We start from the raw sequence: 15418 nt of genomic DNA, 5'->3' as shown, positions 1-15418 counted from the left end.
CTGATGTTTACGTAAACATGGCGCACCGCGAAAGAGCGGCGAGCTGTTATGTTTACGTAAACATCTGATGGCGGCATGTCTACACTGCCCCGATGACGACGGTCAAGGGTCCTCGCGCACCCGGACCCGACAGCGACAGAGAGGCGGCTGACGGCGAGTGAGCACGGCTGAGGAAGTCCCGACGAGCGCACCCGCGCCACCCCGGCGCGGCCGGGACCGCACGGCCTCCATGGCGGACGTGGCCCGGCTGGCCGGAGTCTCCTCGCAGACCGTCTCCCGCGTCTCCAACGGCTACGCGGGCGTCACCGAGGAGACCCGGCAGCAGGTGCTGGCGGCCATGAAGGAGCTGGGCTACCGGCCCAACAGCGCGGCCCGGGCGCTCAAGCGCGGCGAGTTCCGCACCATCGGGGTCATCACCTTCACGCTGGCCACCACCGGCAACGTGCGCACCCTGGAGGCCATCGCGACCTCCGCGGCGAGCGAGGGGTACGCGGTGACGCTGCTGCCGGTCGCCGTCCCCACCCAGGACGAGGTGCGCGGCGCGTTCTCGCGGCTGGAGGAGCTGGCCGTCGACGCGGTCATCGTCATCATGGAGGTCCACCTCCTGGACGCCGCCTCCCTCAAACTGCCGCCGCACGTCCAGGTCGTCGTGGTCGACTCCGACGCCGGCGACACCTACACCGTCGTCGACACCGACCAGGCCGGCGGCAGCCGCGCCGCCGTGCGCCACCTGCTGGACCTCGGGCACGACACGGTGTGGCACCTCGGCGGCCCCGAGGGCTCCTTCGCCGCCCAGCGCCGCACCGACGCCTGGCGGCGCACGCTCACCGAGGCCGGCCGCACCCCGCCGCCGCTCGTCCGGGGCGACTGGTCGGCGGAGTCCGGCTACCGGGCCGGCCTGGAACTCGCCGCCCGCGAGGACTGCACCGCCGTCTTCGCGGCCAACGACCAGATGGCCCTCGGCCTGCTGCGCGCCCTGCACGAACGCGGCCGGCGCGTGCCCGAGGACGTCAGCGTCATCGGCTTCGACGACATCGCCGAGGCCGGTTCCTTCCTGCCCCCGCTGACCACCGTCCACCAGGACTTCGCCGAGGTCGGGCGGCTGTGCGTGCGGGCCGTGCTGCGCAAGATGCGCGCGGTGGGTCCGCAACAGGGCACGACGCTGGTGCCGACCCGGCTGGTGACCCGGGCGAGCACGGCGCCGCCGCCCGGGTAGCCGGTCGGGGGACGGGAGCGGGCGAAGGGGACGGACGGCCGGTTTGGGAGCGGCCGGGCGGGAAACCCCACAAGCCGACCGTCGTCCCCCCACGTCCGGGAGAGCTCCATGACCCAAGTCGCCGACTATGTGCTCCAGCGCCTGTCCGAGTGGGGCGTCCAGCGGGTGTACGGCTATCCGGGCGACGGCATCAACGGTCTGCTCGGCGCGTTCGACCGGGCCGACGGCGACCCGGAGTTCGTCCAGGCCAGGCACGAGGAGATGGCGGCGTTCATGGCCTGCGGTCACGCCAAGTTCACCGGCGAGGTGGGCTGTTGCGTCGCCACGTCGGGACCGGGTGCCGTGCACCTCCTCAACGGCCTGTACGACGCCAAGCTCGACCACCAGCCGGTCGTGGCGGTGGTGGGCCAGCAGAAGCGGCTGTCGCTGGGCACCCACTACCAGCAGGAGATCGCCCTCGACCAGCTGTTCGCGGACGTCTCCGAGTACTGCCAGATGGTCGTGCACCCCGGCCAGGCCCGGCACGTCATCGACCGGGCCTTCAAGACCGCGCTGACCACCCGGGGCGTCGCCACCATCATCATCCCCAACGACATCCAGGAGGAGGAGGCCCAGCCCTCCCCGCCCAGGGAGCACGGGTCCGTCTTCTCCAGCGTCGGCTGGAGCCGACCGCGGGTGCTGCCCGACCTCGACGAGCTGCGCAAGGCCGCCGACGTGCTCAACGCGGGCAACAAGGTCGCCATGCTCGTCGGCCAGGGCGCGGCGAACGCGGAGGCCGAGGTGAAGGAGGTCGCCGAACTGCTCGGCGCCGGAGTCGCCAAGGCGCTGCTCGGCCGCCAGGTCCTGCCCGACGACCTGCCCTACGTCACCGGCCCCATCGGCCTGCTGGGCAGCAAGGCCAGCGACAACATGATCCAGGGCTGCGACACCCTGCTGATGGTCGGCAGCAGCTTCCCATACTCGGAGTGGCTGCCGGAGGAGGGGCAGGCCCGGGGCGTGGAGATCGACATCGACGGACGCATGATCGGCATCCGCTACCCCATGGACGCCCACCTCGTCGGCGACTCCAGGGAGACCCTGCGCGCCCTGATCCCGATGCTCCAGCGCAAGGAGGACCGCGGCTGGCGGGAGAAGATCGAGAAGGACGTCCGGGAGTGGCACGACCTGTGCGACCGCTGGGCGGGCGAGCACTTCGGCAAGACCATCAACCCCCAGGCCGTCGCCGCCGAACTCTCCCCGCGGCTGCCGGACGACGTCATCCTGACGGCCGACTCCGGCTCGGGCACCAACTGGTGGGCCCGGCACCTCCTGCTGCGCGACGGCATGCAGGCCTCGCTCTCCGGCACCCTGGCCACGATGGGCCCGGGGACGCCGTACGCCATCGCGGCGCGGTTCGCGTACCCCGATCGGCCGGTGATCGCCTTCATCGGGGACGGCGCGTTCCAGATGAACGGCATGAACGAGATGATCACCGTCAAGCGCTATCTGGACCGTCTGTCCGGGTCGGCGCCGCTCATCTTCTGCGTCTTCAACAACCAGGACCTCAACCAGGTCACCTGGGAGCAGCGCGCCATGGCCGGCGACCCCAAGTACCCGGGCTCCCAGGAGATCCCCGACGTCCCCTACGCCGCCTACGCCGAACTCCTCGGCCTCAAGGGCATCGTCTGCGCCGACCCCAAGAAGGTTGGCTCCGCCTGGGACGAGGCGCTCGCCGCCGACCGGCCCGTGGTCCTGGAGTTCAAGGTCGACGCGGAGATCGCGCCGATCCCGCCGCACATCATGAAGGACCAGGGCAAGAAGGCCATCAAGGCGGCGCTGCACGACCCGGAGCTGACCGGGATCGCCACCAAGGGCGTACGCCAGAAGCTCACCGAGTACGCCGAGCACCTCCCCGGCCGGGGCAAGAAGTGAGCCGCGCCGGACACCGGGGGACGAACGGCAGCGAGGTCGTCGTCGTCACCGGCGCGACCGGCGGCGTGGGCCGGGCCACCGCCCTGGCCTTCGGCGCCCGCGGGGCCGCGGTGGCCCTGATCGCGCGGGGCGAGTACGCACTCGAACGTGCGGCCGAGGAGGTACGCGCGGCCGGCGGGCGCGCGCTGCCGCTGGTCGTGGACGTCGCCGACGCGGAGGCCGTGGACGCGGTGGCCTCCCGCGTCGAGGAGGAACTCGGCCCCATCGACGTATGGGTGAACGCCGCGTTCTCGACCGTCTTCGCGCCCGTGCCGGAGATCCGGCCCGAGGAGCTGAGGCGGGCCACCGAGGTGACCTACTTCGGCTTCGTCCACGGCACCCAGGCCGCCCTGCGGCGCATGACACCGCGCGACCGCGGCACCATCGTCCAGGTCGGCTCGGCCCTGGCCGAGCGCAGCGTCCCGCTCCAGGCCGTCTACTGCGGGGCCAAGCACGCCATCCAGGGGTTCACCGAGTCGCTGCGCTGCGAGCTGCTGCACGACCGCAGCGGGGTGCGGGTGACCATGGTGCAGATGCCCGGGCTCAACACGCCCCAGTTCAGCTGGGTCCTCACCCGGCTGCCCCGCCATCCGCGCCCGGTGGCACCCGTCTACCAGCCCGAGGTCGCCGCCCGGGCCGTGCTGCACGCCGCGGACCATCCCGAGCGGCGCATGTACTGGGTCGGCGGCTCCACCGTCGCCACCCTGCTGGGCCAGAAGCTCGCCCCGGGACTCCTCGACCGCTATCTGGCGCGCACCGGCTACGACGGGCAGCAGACGGACCGGCCCGTCGATCCGTCGCGGCCCGCCAACCTCTGGAAGCCACCGGACGACACCGCACCGGACGACTACGGCGCACACGGCATCTTCGACGACGAGGCCCATCCGCGCAGCGTCCAGTTCTGGATCTCCCGCAACCGCCGCCCGCTGGCCCTGGCCACGGCCGTGACCGGGGCGGTCGCCGCCACCCTGGCCGGGAGCCTGCGCCGACGCGCGGGCTGACCGTCAGTCCGGCGGTCTCCGGTCGATGTTCCGCGCCCACCAGTGGTGCTCGCAGAACCAGTGCCCGACCATCGCGCCGCCGAAGACGACGAACCCGACCCCGATCAGCCAGGACTCCACCACCAGCACGATGCCGACCGTGCCGTAGCTGAAGGCGTTGTCGAGGATGAGCGGGGTGAAGAAGAGGTACGAGAAGCCGCGCAGGCCGATCAGGCCCACCATCGTGGCGAACGCTCCCGGCAGCAGGTCGCGCCAGCGGACCTGGCCGCCCAGCAGGAAGTGCTGGCCCCACCAGAAGAACAGCATGCCGCTGGCGGTCGACAGCGCGATCCGCGCCGAACCGTGCAGCGCGGTCCGCGTCTGCACCTCCTGGTAGAGGTAGGCGGTCAGCATGATCACCCAGGTCATCTGGCGCCAGATCCGGTGCCACGGCCCGGCGGGCAGTTCCCAGATGCGCTCGTAGCCGTTCTGGACGCTCGCCGCGAAGGACACGCCGAACACGCCGAGCAGGATTCCGCCCCACACGCTCGTCGTGCCGACGACCTTGGTCGGCGGACTGATGATGTCGGTCAGCACCTTGGCCGACCGCCCGGAGAGTCCCATGCCGTCGGCCAGCCACGAGGCGAAGCCCCCGCGCCCCAGCGGGTCGGCCGCCGCCACCACGATCAGCAGCGGTGCCAGCGTGACCAGGGCGAGGGTGGCGAAGCCCATGGCCCTGTGCATCAGCTCCAGGTCCCGGCCGCGCCGGACCAGGGAGGACGCGGCCAGCCAGTCCCACACACGGTGGAACGGCCGCCACAACCGGTTCACGGGTGCTCCTCGGGCGTCCTTTCGATGGCTCGCGACGGGAGACTGAGTGACCCGGCCCGCGCCCCGACAAACGTCGGTTGACCCGGACGGCCCGCGCATGGACCGGGCGGCGCGGGGAACCGGGCCCCGGTACGCGAAGGCGAGGAGTACGCGATGACGTCGCCGACCGGCCAGGACACACCGGCACTGGACGAGTGCGTGGTCGACGCGGTCGACGTGCACGCCTTCGAGGTCCCCACCGACGGACCCGAGGGCCGCGAGCAGGACGGCACCCTGGAGTGGGACGCCACGACCCTGGTCCTGGTCCGGGTGCACGCCGGCGGCCGCACCGGCCTCGGTTACACCTACGGGGACGTGTCGGTGGCGTCCTTCGTGCACTCCGTGCTCGGACCCGCCGTCAAGGGCCGGCCGGTCTCCTCGCCGCCCGCGCTGTGGGAGCGGATGGGGGCGCGGATGCGCAACGCCGGCCGTCCCGGCGTCGGGGCGATGGCCCTGTCCGCCGTCGACGTGGCGCTGTGGGACCTCAAGGCACGACTCCTGGGTCTGCCACTGGTCCACCTGCTCCCGGCCCACCACGACCGGGTGCCCGTCTACGGCAGCGGCGGCTTCACCAACTATCCCCTGGACCGCCTCACCGACCAGCTCGCCGGATGGGTCCGGCAGGGCATCGGGCGCGTGAAGCTGAAGACCTCGCGGGACCCGGAGGCCGACCCGCGGCGCCTGACCGCCGTACGCCGGGCGGTCGGCGACGCGCCCGAGCTGTTCACCGACGCCAACGGGGCGCTCGGCCGCAAGGAGGCCCTGTACTGGGCGCACCGCTTCCACGACGAGTGGGACGTGCGCTGGTTCGAGGAGCCGGTCGCGTCCGCCGACCTGGAGGGGCTGCGGATGCTGCGCGAGCGGGGCCCGGCGAGGCTGGAGATCACCGCGGGGGAGTACGCCTTCACCGCGCAGGACTTCGCCAACCTCACCGAGGGACCGGCCGTCGACTGCCTCCAGGCCGACGTCACCCGGTGCGGCGGCGTCACCGGTGTGCTGGAGGTCGCGGGGCTCTCCGCCGCCCGGCACCTCGACCTGTCGGCGCACTGCGCGCCCGCGGTGTCCGCCCACGCCTTCTGCGCCGTGCGCCGGCTGCGGCACCTGGAGTACTTCCACGACCACGTGCGCGTCGAGCGGCTGCTCTTCGACGGCGTCCCGTCGCCCGAGGGCGGGGCCCTGCGCCCCGACACCTCGCGGCCCGGCCTCGGCCTGGAGGTCAGGTGGGCCGACGCGGAGCCCTACCGGGTGCACGGAGTCCGGCCGCCGCGCTGACCCCGCCGGATCGCCGGCGTCAGGGGTCGCTGCGCTGCTGGGCCTCCCGCATGCGCTCGTTGTGCCAGGCGACGGCCGCACGGATCTGGGGCTCCTGGAGGCCCGTCCGGCAGCCGAGCTGGTCCATGGAGAGGGCCGGCGGGCCGGTGGTCAGGGCCCGGGTCAGCTTGGCCGCCCACAGCTCCTCGTCCACGAACGGCCGGTGCGCGTACCCGTCCTTGATCACGTCGAAGTGGTCGTCCGAGCACGCGGTGATGAGCCGCAGCCCGTCGAACCACTCGTTGGTGGCGTGCACCGCGGAGGAGTCCGGCACGTAGCCCGTCACCGACTCGTCCTCGGGGAAGACCCTGGCGCACAGGTCGCACAGCTCCATGGGGACCGGCCTGGCGGCCCGGCGGTCCTTCCTGCCCTTGCGCTTCCACATGGCGACTCCCGGGGATCGGTGTCCGGAATGCCGGAGTTACCCGCGGGGCGGGATGCAAACGCCCCGCGGGTGAGGGACCGGGCCGCGGCCGGACGGGGTCAGGCCAGCCTGACCGGCAGTTCGAACAGGTCGTTCTGCGTGACCACCGGCTTGTTGCGCAGCTCCGCGGCCGGCACCGCCAGGTCCAGGCGCGGGAAGCGGGCGTACAGGGCAGGGAGCGCCACCCCCGCCTCCATCCGGGACAGGGCCGCACCGGGGCACACGTGCGGGCCGTGGCCGAAGGAGATGTGCCGGTTCCCGGACGTGCGGGTGATGTCGAACCGGTCCGCCGTCGGACCGTGGGCGTGCTCGTCGCGGCCCAGCGCGCCGTACGAGACGATGAGCGCGTCCCCGGCGGGTATCACCCGGTCGCCGACCGGGACGTCCTCGGCCGCGAACCGGATCAGGACGTGCGAGGTCGGGGTCGAGAAGCGCAGTGTCTCCTCGATCACCGCGGACCACTCCGCCTCGCCGGAGAGCACCAGCGCCCGCTGCTCGGGATGGGTGGACAGGTTGACCACGGCGTTCACGATGAGCGAGATCGTCGTCTCGTGACCGGCGGCCACCATCAGCTGGAGGGTCGAGACGATCTCCGCGTCGGTGAGGTGGTCGCCGTCCTCGGACGCCTGGATCAGCGCGCTCGTCAGGTCGTCGCCCGGCGCGGCGCGTTTCGCGGCGACCGTGTCGGCCATGATCGAGGCCAGCTCGGTGAGGGTCGCCACGACCTCCTCGGGCGGGGTCTGCGTCGAGAAGAACTTCTCGAACAGCACCTTCAGACGCGGCAGCCGCGCCTCCTCGATGCCCATCAGGTCGGCGACGACGTACATCGGCAGCGGATAGGCGAAGGCCGCCTTGAGATCCACGACGCCGCCGTCGGCGGGCAGTTCGTCGAGCAGGCGGTCGGTCAGCTCGGTGATCCGCCCCCGCATGTGCTCCACCCGGCGCACCGTGAGCGCCTGCGCCACCAGGGTGCGCAGCCGGCGGTGCTCGGCGCCGTCCACCGTGAGCATCGAGCGGCCCGGGTTGGCCAGCCCGATCAGCGGCCAGTCGGCGGGGATCTCGCCGCGCCGCCAGGCGCCCCACACGTTGATGTCCTTGACCAGCCGCGGGTCCGTGAGCAGGGCCTTGGCCTCCGCGTGGTGGGTGACCGCCCAGACGGGCACGCCGCCCGGCAGCTCCACGGCGGCGAGCGGTCCGGCCGCACGCAGCCGGGCGCTCTCGCCGTCCAGGTCGGTGACGAACGGGTCCAGCGGGATCCGGGCTTCTTCGGTGCCGGTCGTCATGCTGACGTGCCTCCCAGGGCAGTGGTCGGGGTGAACCGCACGGGCAACTCGGTCAGCCCCCGCAGCCAGGGCGAGGGGCGACGGGTGAGGGACCCGGCGGGCACCGCCAGGTCGATGTCCGGCAGCCGGTCGAGCACGACCTCGATGCCGGTGCGCGCGATCACCTCGGCGACCTCCTGCGCGGGGAACGGGCAGCGGTGCTCGCCGTGGCCGAAGGAGAAGTGCGCGTTGTTGCCGCCGGTGAGCGCGGAGCCGTCGGTGCGGACCTGCGGGTCGGAGTTGGCGCCCTGAAGCCCGAGCAGCACCAGGTCGCCGGCCCGGATGCGGCGCCCGCCGAGCTGGGTGTCCCGGGCGGCCCAGCGGCCGGCCACGTTCTGCGTGGGCGTGTCCTCCCACAGCACCTCGTTCATGGCCTCGGCGACACTGTTGCGTCCGCCGAAGAGGGAAGCGGCGAAGCGGTCGTCGGTCAGCATCAGGCGCAGCGAGTTGCCGATCCAGTCCGCCGTCGGCTGGTGGCCCGCGGCCATCATCACCATCAGGTCCTGGGCGACCTCCTCCTCGGTGAAGCCGCTCTCGTCGGCCAGCATCCGGGAGGCGACGTCGTCGGCGGGCGCCGCCTTCCGGTCCGCCAGCAGCCGTGCCATGGAGGTGGCGAGGTGCGTCTGGCCCGCCAGGGCCCGCTCCCTGCCGTCGATCATGTCGTTGAGCGCGGTGACCAGTGCCGGACCCTGCTCGTCGGAGAACCCGTACAGCCGGGCCAGGACCCGGACCGGCAGCAGCATCGCGTAGTCGCCGACGAGGTCGGCCTCGCCCTTCGCGCACAGCCGGTCGACGAGTTCGTCGGCGAACCGCTCGGCGTGACCGCGCAGCAGGTGCGGGTCGACGGCCTCCAGCGCGTCGCTGATCATGGCGGCGCGCTCGCGGTGCCGCTCGCCGACCGTGTACAGGATCGACGGCTGCCTGCGGCCGATCATCGGCAGCAGCGGCCAGTCGTCCGGGATGTTCTCCCACTGGTTCCACAGGTCCGAATCCCGGCTGAACAGCACCGGATCGCCGGTCACCTGGTGCAGCTCGCGGTACCCGAGCACCAGCCAGGCCGGTACGTCGCCGTCCAGCACGACCGGTGTGACGGCGCCGTGCTCGCGCCGCATCTGCCGGTACAGCAGGGCGGGATCGGTCTGGAAGCGGGGGCCGCCGAGCGGCACGGCGCCCGGGACGTCGTGGGCGTCGGTGCTCACGCGAACTCCTGTCGGGGCCGGGCGGCGGGACCGGCGTAGTGGGCCTGGAGATGTTCGACCAGTGTGATCAGCACCTGCTTGCTGGACTCCCGGGACCTGGCGTCGCAGGAGACCAGCGGCACCCGCGGATCCAGGTCGAGGGCCTCGCGGACCGCCTCGGGCGGATGCTCCGGGCCGCCGAAGTCGTTGCAGGCCACGATGAACGGCGTGCCGTGGTGCTCCAGGCGGTCGATCGCGTACCAGGAGTCGTCGATGCGCCGGGTGTCCACGAGGACCACCGCGCCGAGCGTGCCCGAGAACAGCCGGTCCCACAGGAACCAGAACCGCTCCTGGCCGGGCGCGCCGAACAGGTACAGCACGTTGCGCGCGTCGAGGCTGATGCGGCCGAAGTCGAAGGCGACGGTCGTCGCGGACTTGCCGCGCACCTCGCTGATGTCGTCGACCGCCTCGCCGGCCTGCGTCATCGTCTCCTCGGTGTTGAGGGGGCGTATCTCGCTGACCGAACGGACCATGGTCGTCTTGCCGACACCGAAGCCGCCCACGACCACGATCTTCAGACCGTTGTCGGCGGCCGCGCCCAGCGGGGTGCGCGCCGGGGCGCTCGCCGGGGTACGGGCGTCAGAGATTGCGGAGTCCAACGAGCACCTGCTCCAGGATGTCGGGATCGGGGACGGCTGCCGTGTACGGATGGCGTGCGCTCACCCGGCCGGCGGCGTGCAGGTCGGAGAGCAGGATCTTGGTGATGCTCACCGGGAGCCGCAGTTCGGCGGCGATCTCCACGACGGCCGTGGGGGCCTCGGTCAGCCTGAGGATCGCCGTGTGCTCGGACTGCATGCCGGGCATCGGCGCGCACTCGGCGACCACGAGGGTGACCAGGTCGAAGGGGTTGTCGGGGCCCGAGCTGCTGCGCCCCTGGGTGACGGTGTACAGCCGGTCGGGCGCGTCGTCCCTGCCGGGGCGGCTCATGACGTGCGCGGCCGCGCGGTGAGGTGCTCGCCGAGCTGCTCGATCAGTTCGCTCATGTGGTGTCCGACGAGCCCCGCGTCCGCGTCCTCGGAGGTGACCACGGCGAGGTGCGCGCCCTCGCCCGCCTCCACGATGAACAGGATCCCGCCGTAGAACTCGGTCATCGCCGAACGCACCCCGCCGCTGCCGTCGCCGAACTCCACGGAGGCACCGTGGGACAGCGACTGGATGCCGGCGGCGATGGCGGCCAGCTGGTCGGCCTGGTCGACGGAGAGTTCCGGGGTGCGGCACAGCTTGAGGCCGTCACGGGAGAGGACGAGCGCGTGCCGCGCGCCCGGCGTGCGCTCCAGGAGGCCCTCGATGAGCCAGGTGAGCTTCTCGTCGGCGGTGGTCGAGCCGGTCATGGAGTGGTGTCGCCTTCCGGGTGCGCGGATGAGTGGGACGGGAGGTCGGGGGCCGTCTCGGCCGGTTCGGCGGCGGCGCCGGTGGTGGCGCCGGTGGTGGTCCGGACGGCCTGGCGGAAGCTGCTGAAGCGGGCGGCGCGGACCTTCGCGTCGTCGGCGGACGGCGTGGCGCGCGGCTCGGCGGACCGGGCGGCGGCGCGGGCGCGTTCGGCGGCGGCGAGGGTGCGGCCCCGACGGCGCTTGGGCAGCAGCTCCTCGGCGGACGGGTCGGGTTCCCGGTCCGGCTTCGGCTCCTGGTCGCGGTCCCGGTCCTGCCCGTGCCGGTCCCGGTCCCGTGGGGCCTGGTCACGGTCATGGTCATGGTCCTGGTCCGCGAGATCGTGGACGGGCGGAGGCTCCGGGGCCGCTTCGGCCGGGGCGGGCTCGGCCGCGGGCGGCTCCGGGGTGTACCGCCGGTCGTCCCGGACCTCCGAAGGCGTCGCCGCCGGGGTCGCCCCCGGCGCGGCGGGGAGGGCGGGACCGCTCAGGATGTCCTGGGGAACGAGCATCAGTACGCCCGTACCGCCGCGCGCGGACGGCCGGAAGGACACCTTCAGCCCGTACTTGGCCGCCAGCCGCCCCACCACGGCCAGGCCCAGCCGGGTGCCGGTCAGGCCGCCGAGCCCCGCCGTCTCACCGGCCACCGCCTGCTGGGCCTGGCGCAGCTGCACCTCGCCCATCACCAGCCCGCTGTCCTCCACGGACACGATCACACCGGCCGGCACCTCCTCCACGTACACGTGGATCTCCGCCGTCGGCGGGGAGAAGTTCGCGGCGTTGTCCAGGAGTTCGGCCAGGGCGTGCATGACGCCCTCGGCGGCGTGCCCGGCCACCGCGGTGTCGCTGCTGGAGTGCACGCGCACGCGCCGGTAGCCGGCGATCCGGCCCATGGCGCCGCGCAGGATGGACTCCATGCCGATCGGACGCGCCCAACGGCGGCCGGAGCGGGCGCCCGTGAGGACGGCGACGGAGTCGGCGAGCCGGCCCGCCTGTGCGGTGCGGTGGTCGAGGTGGAGCAGGTCGGCGAGGACGGCCTCGTCACTGTGCCGCTCCTCCATGGCGCGCAGGTCGGCGAGCATGCCGGTGGCCAGCGCCTGCATCCGGCCGGCCGCGTTGGCGGTCGCGGAGACGGCGGCGGCCCGCTCACCGGTGGCCTGCTTGAGGAGCTCGCCCAGCCGTGCCGTCTCCTCGGTGAGCCGTGCCACCTCCCGGTCCCGCTGCTCGGCGAGCCGCTCCCGCTCGCGCGTGAAGTCGTCGACGAGGGCGTCCCGTTCCCGTTCGGCCGTGGCCGCGGCCCTGGCCCGTTCGGCGTCCGCCTCCGCCCGGGCGGCCGCCAGCAGCCGGCGGGTGGCCCGTTCGGCACGGACCGCGTGCACGGCCGCCGTCAGTGCCGCGCAGAGCAGGATCGCCGCGGCACCGGCGCCGAGTCCGAGCGGAAGGCGTACCGAGGAGGGCGCGGCGGCGACGGCCCCGCCGACGACGAGCGCCGACACGAGGGCGCACGGCAGGGCCACAGAGGCGAGGGCACGGGGAGTGGGGCGGTCGCCGGGGCGGGCGGGCGCGGTCATCAATCGGGTCCTCGCCTGGCCGCCGGAGCGGCCCTCGGGTCGTCCAACGGGGGCGCGTGCGAGCCGAGGGCTGTCACACGGCTCTCAACTGACGATCACTATACGAGGGTTCGTGATCCGAAAGAGCGGAAACTCGTTCATCTTTTGTCCGTTGGCTCGGGCAGGCCGCCCCGTTCGCAGACCTGTGCCGCCACGTTCCGCAGTTTGACGTTGTGGTCCTGCGAGTACCGGCGCAGGGCCGCGAAGGCCTGGTCCTCGGACATGCGGTGCCTGCCCATGAGGATGCCCATCGCTTCCCCGATGGTGTGCCGGGTGCCGATGGCCTCCTGCATCTGGGCGTGGGTCCGGGCGCTGGAGAAGGCGACCGCCGCGTGGGAGGCCAGCAGCCAGCCGGCCGTCTCGTCGGCCTCGGTGAACGCGCCGGGGCGGTAGGAGTACATGTTCAGCGCGCCGAGGTCCTCGTCCTCGGTGAACAGCAGGAAGCCCATCATGCTGCCGAGGTTCAGCTTGCGTGCCTCGGGGACGTACTTGGGCCAGCGCTGCGCCTCGTCGGTGAAGTCGGCGATCCGGAACTGGCGTTCCCCCGTGCCGCTGCGAGCGGCGTCGAAGCACGGGCCCTCTCCGACGCGCCCCTGCAGTGCGTCGCTGTCGATCACCACCTGTTCGGTGGGGGCCAGGGACTGCACCTTGGTGCCCCGCAGGATGAGGATGCCGGCGGCGTCGCAGTCCTCCACCAGTTCCGTGGCCGAGGCGGTGATCCGGTCCAGTGTGTCGTGCAGAGATTCCTGGGACAGCAGATCGCGGGCCAGTGAGGCCATCTGCTGCGCGAAGCGGCGCCAGTCGTCCATGCCGTGTCCTCCCTCGCTCCCGTGCCGAGTGCCCAGCGGTCGCCGGAAGCAACAGGGCGGAGGCGGCCGCGACCTATCTTGTTTCGTGCTACATCTAAATGCATCATGCGCTTATGGACACGTCCCCGGAGGGCCCGGACGACCTGATCGTCGCCGTGGAGCAGATGATCCGCTACGTGCGGCAGAGCGCCCGGACCGGCGGTCTGAGCACCGCGGCCGCCTCGACGTTGGCCAGGCTGAGCCGCGAGGGCCCCCAGCGGCTGACCGAACTGGCCAGGGCCGAGGGCGTCTCCCAGCCGAACATGACCCAGCTCGTCACCCGCCTGGAGCGCGCGGGCCTGGCCCGGCGCACCGCCGACGCGAGCGACGGCCGTGGCGTGCTGGTGGCGGTGACGTCCACCGGCGCCGAGGTCCTGGACCGGCGCCGGGCCGAGCGCGCCCGGGCCCTGCGGCAGCTCATGGAGGACATGACCGGGCCGGAGCGGCAGGCCACCACCACCGCGCTCCTGGCCCTGGCCCGGGTCATCGACAACCGTCAGGACACCTCGGAGGAAGGCCGCGCATGAGTGCACCCCGTGGAAAGGCCGCCAGTCAGGCCGCCAGTCCCTTCCGGCAACCGAAGGCCGTCTGGGCGGTCGCCTTCGCCTGCGTCATCTCGTTCATGGGCATCGGCCTGGTCGACCCGATCCTGCCGGCGCTGGCCGAGAGCCTGGACGCCACCCCCAGCCAGGTCTCCCTGCTGTTCAGCAGCTACCTGATCGTCACCGCCGTCGCCATGCTCGTCGTCGGCTGGGTCTCCAGCCGCATCGGCGCCAAGCGCACCCTGGTCACCGGCCTCGCCGTCATCGTCGTCTTCGCCGCCCTGGCGGGCGCCACCGGCTCCATCAACGGCATCGTCGGCTTCCGGGCCGGCTGGGGACTGGGCAACGCCCTGTTCATCGCCACCTCCCTCGCGGTCATCGTGGCCTCGGCCAGCGGCGGCTTCAGCGGCGCGATCATCCTCTACGAGACCGCCCTGGGGCTCGGTATCGCCGTCGGTCCCCTGCTCGGCGGCGAACTGGGCGGCATCAGCTGGCGCGGCCCCTTCTTCGGCGTCGCCGCCCTGATGGCCGTCGCCCTGATCGCCACTCTCGCCTTCGTCCCCGACCTGCCCAGGCCCGAGAAGGTCACCTCACCGCTCGCCCCGCTGAAGGCCCTGCGCCACCGCGGCCTGCTCACCATGGGCATCATGGCCCTGCTGTACAACTGGGGCTTCTTCACCATGCTCGGCTACGCGCCGTACCCGATGGAGCTGGACGCCCACGAACTCGGCCTGGTCTTCACCGGCTGGGGACTGCTGGTCGCCGCCTTCAGCGTCTTCTTCGCCCCCCGCCTGCAGGCCCGCTACGGCACCGCGCCCGTCCTCTACGCCAACCTGCTCGGCCTCGCCGTCGTCATGGCCGTCATAGCCGCCGGCGTCACCGACCCCACCACCGTGATCGTCGCGGTCGTCGTCAGCGGCGCCTTCATCGGGATCAACAACACCCTCACCACGCAGGCCGTCATGCTCGTCTCGCCGGTGGAGCGCCCCGTGGCCTCCTCCGCGTACGGCTTCCTGCGCTTCATCGGCGGCGGGCTGGCCCCCTACGTCGCCGGCAAGCTCGCCGACGCCACCGATCTGAGCGTCCCCTTCTACCTCGGCGCCGCCACCTTCCTGCTCGCCGTCCCCGTCCTGGCCAGCGGCCACCGGCTGCTGCGCCGGGCCGAGACGGACACCGGCGAGGGCGAGCCCCTGACCCCGGCGCTCACCCCCGTCGGGTCCCCGGCGGCGACCGACGCGCCCCCCGTGGTCGTGGCCGTCGGAGCCCACCGCGAGGCGGCCGCCGTCGTGGACGCCGCGGCCCGCCTCGCCCGTGACACCGCGAGCCCGCTCGAGGTCGTCCACGTACGGCGGACCGCCGTCGTCGAGGAACAGGCCGCCGACACCGAGACCGACGAGCAGGCGAAGGCGGCCGTCACCGCGCACCTCGACCGGCTCGGAGGCATGGGGGTGACCGCCACCGGCCAGATCCTCACCGGCGTCGGCGACCATGCCGCCGCGGGCCGCGCCCTGGCCCGGCACGCCGCCGAGGTGGGGGCCCGCACGGTCGCGGTCGGCCGCTCCCCGCGCGGCCCGCTGGCCCAGTTCGCCGACGGCAGCTTCACCAGCGCCCTCACCCACGCGGCCACCTGCACCGTCGTACTCGTCGACCCCAACGCCGAGCCGCGCCCCCTGACGCCGCGGTCCCTCACGGAGCTGCGTGCCGAGGCACGGTGAGCGGCCCCCGTTCAGGGCGTCGGCT

At 72.9% G+C, this 15418-nt stretch carries 15 protein-coding genes; 6 read left to right on the top strand and 9 right to left on the bottom strand.

Translation table 11 applies throughout. The features are described 5' to 3' along the window. The first annotated feature begins 157 nt into the window (after positions 1-157). The 3 genes from R2E43_RS02090 to R2E43_RS02080 all read left to right on the top strand — a co-directional run bounded on the left by R2E43_RS02090 (position 158) and on the right by R2E43_RS02080 (position 4167). Positions 158-1216: a LacI family DNA-binding transcriptional regulator gene (locus R2E43_RS02090; protein WP_003971732.1), complete on the top strand. Its 1059-nt coding sequence runs from the start codon at positions 158-160 to the stop codon at positions 1214-1216. A 108-nt stretch (positions 1217-1324) separates the two neighbouring features. Beyond that, positions 1325-3127 (top strand): thiamine pyrophosphate-requiring protein, encoded by a 1803-nt coding sequence (locus R2E43_RS02085; protein WP_003971731.1) that lies wholly within the window; start codon positions 1325-1327, stop codon positions 3125-3127. Further along, complete coding sequence (locus R2E43_RS02080; RefSeq protein ID WP_332055844.1) at positions 3124-4167, top strand: SDR family oxidoreductase; 1044 nt, start codon at positions 3124-3126, stop codon at positions 4165-4167. Before R2E43_RS02085 ends, R2E43_RS02080 begins: the two co-directional genes overlap by 4 nt. Positions 4168-4170: 3 nt before the next feature. On the opposite strand, the gene R2E43_RS02075 is transcribed toward R2E43_RS02080, so the two are convergent. Continuing rightward, on the bottom strand, positions 4171-4977 hold the full coding sequence (locus R2E43_RS02075) for a hypothetical protein (RefSeq protein WP_003971729.1): 807 nt from the start codon (positions 4975-4977) through the stop codon (positions 4171-4173). Between the two features lie 153 nt (positions 4978-5130). Between R2E43_RS02075 and R2E43_RS02070 the strand changes: the two genes are divergently transcribed. Beyond that, positions 5131-6288: an enolase C-terminal domain-like protein gene (locus tag R2E43_RS02070; RefSeq protein WP_030868827.1), complete on the top strand. Its 1158-nt coding sequence runs from the start codon at positions 5131-5133 to the stop codon at positions 6286-6288. A 19-nt stretch (positions 6289-6307) separates the two neighbouring features. Here R2E43_RS02070 and R2E43_RS02065 read toward each other — a convergent pair whose 3' ends face one another. The 8 genes from R2E43_RS02065 to R2E43_RS02030 all read right to left on the bottom strand — a co-directional run bounded on the left by R2E43_RS02065 (position 6308) and on the right by R2E43_RS02030 (position 13097). Beyond that, on the bottom strand, positions 6308-6712 hold the full coding sequence (locus tag R2E43_RS02065) for a hypothetical protein (protein WP_003971727.1): 405 nt from the start codon (positions 6710-6712) through the stop codon (positions 6308-6310). A gap of 98 nt (positions 6713-6810) precedes the next feature. Further along, positions 6811-8034, bottom strand: coding sequence for a cytochrome P450 family protein (locus R2E43_RS02060; protein WP_003971726.1), 1224 nt, complete (start codon positions 8032-8034; stop codon positions 6811-6813). Next, a complete protein-coding gene (locus R2E43_RS02055; RefSeq protein WP_003971725.1) occupies positions 8031-9272 on the bottom strand; it encodes a cytochrome P450 in 1242 nt (413 codons plus the stop codon). The genes R2E43_RS02060 and R2E43_RS02055 overlap by 4 nt, the downstream gene beginning before the upstream one ends. Continuing rightward, positions 9269-9910 carry a GTP-binding protein gene (locus R2E43_RS02050; RefSeq protein WP_016328072.1) on the bottom strand — a complete coding sequence of 214 codons (642 nt, stop codon included), beginning with the start codon at positions 9908-9910 and terminating at the stop codon, positions 9269-9271. The genes R2E43_RS02055 and R2E43_RS02050 overlap by 4 nt, the downstream gene beginning before the upstream one ends. Next, positions 9891-10238, bottom strand: coding sequence for a DUF742 domain-containing protein (locus tag R2E43_RS02045; RefSeq protein WP_003971723.1), 348 nt, complete (start codon positions 10236-10238; stop codon positions 9891-9893). The genes R2E43_RS02050 and R2E43_RS02045 overlap by 20 nt, the downstream gene beginning before the upstream one ends. Then, positions 10235-10642, bottom strand: coding sequence for a roadblock/LC7 domain-containing protein (locus R2E43_RS02040; RefSeq protein WP_003971722.1), 408 nt, complete (start codon positions 10640-10642; stop codon positions 10235-10237). Before R2E43_RS02040 ends, R2E43_RS02045 begins: the two co-directional genes overlap by 4 nt. Then, positions 10639-12249 (bottom strand): ATP-binding protein, encoded by a 1611-nt coding sequence (locus R2E43_RS02035; RefSeq protein ID WP_332055843.1) that lies wholly within the window; start codon positions 12247-12249, stop codon positions 10639-10641. The genes R2E43_RS02040 and R2E43_RS02035 overlap by 4 nt, the downstream gene beginning before the upstream one ends. Positions 12250-12386: 137 nt before the next feature. After that, positions 12387-13097 (bottom strand): GAF and ANTAR domain-containing protein, encoded by a 711-nt coding sequence (locus tag R2E43_RS02030; protein WP_016328073.1) that lies wholly within the window; start codon positions 13095-13097, stop codon positions 12387-12389. Positions 13098-13210: 113 nt separating this feature from the next. Between R2E43_RS02030 and R2E43_RS02025 the strand changes: the two genes are divergently transcribed. Then, complete coding sequence (locus tag R2E43_RS02025; RefSeq protein WP_332055842.1) at positions 13211-13663, top strand: MarR family winged helix-turn-helix transcriptional regulator; 453 nt, start codon at positions 13211-13213, stop codon at positions 13661-13663. Then, complete coding sequence (locus tag R2E43_RS02020) at positions 13660-15393, top strand: MFS transporter (RefSeq protein ID WP_332055841.1); 1734 nt, start codon at positions 13660-13662, stop codon at positions 15391-15393. The genes R2E43_RS02025 and R2E43_RS02020 overlap by 4 nt, the downstream gene beginning before the upstream one ends. The last annotated feature ends 25 nt before the right edge of the window (positions 15394-15418 follow it).

Source organism: Streptomyces violaceoruber, from assembly GCF_033406955.1.
In the GTDB taxonomy this organism is placed as follows: domain Bacteria; phylum Actinomycetota; class Actinomycetes; order Streptomycetales; family Streptomycetaceae; genus Streptomyces; species Streptomyces violaceoruber.
Note: the sequence above shows the minus strand (reverse complement) of the source record. Positions and strands in the feature narration are given on the sequence as shown.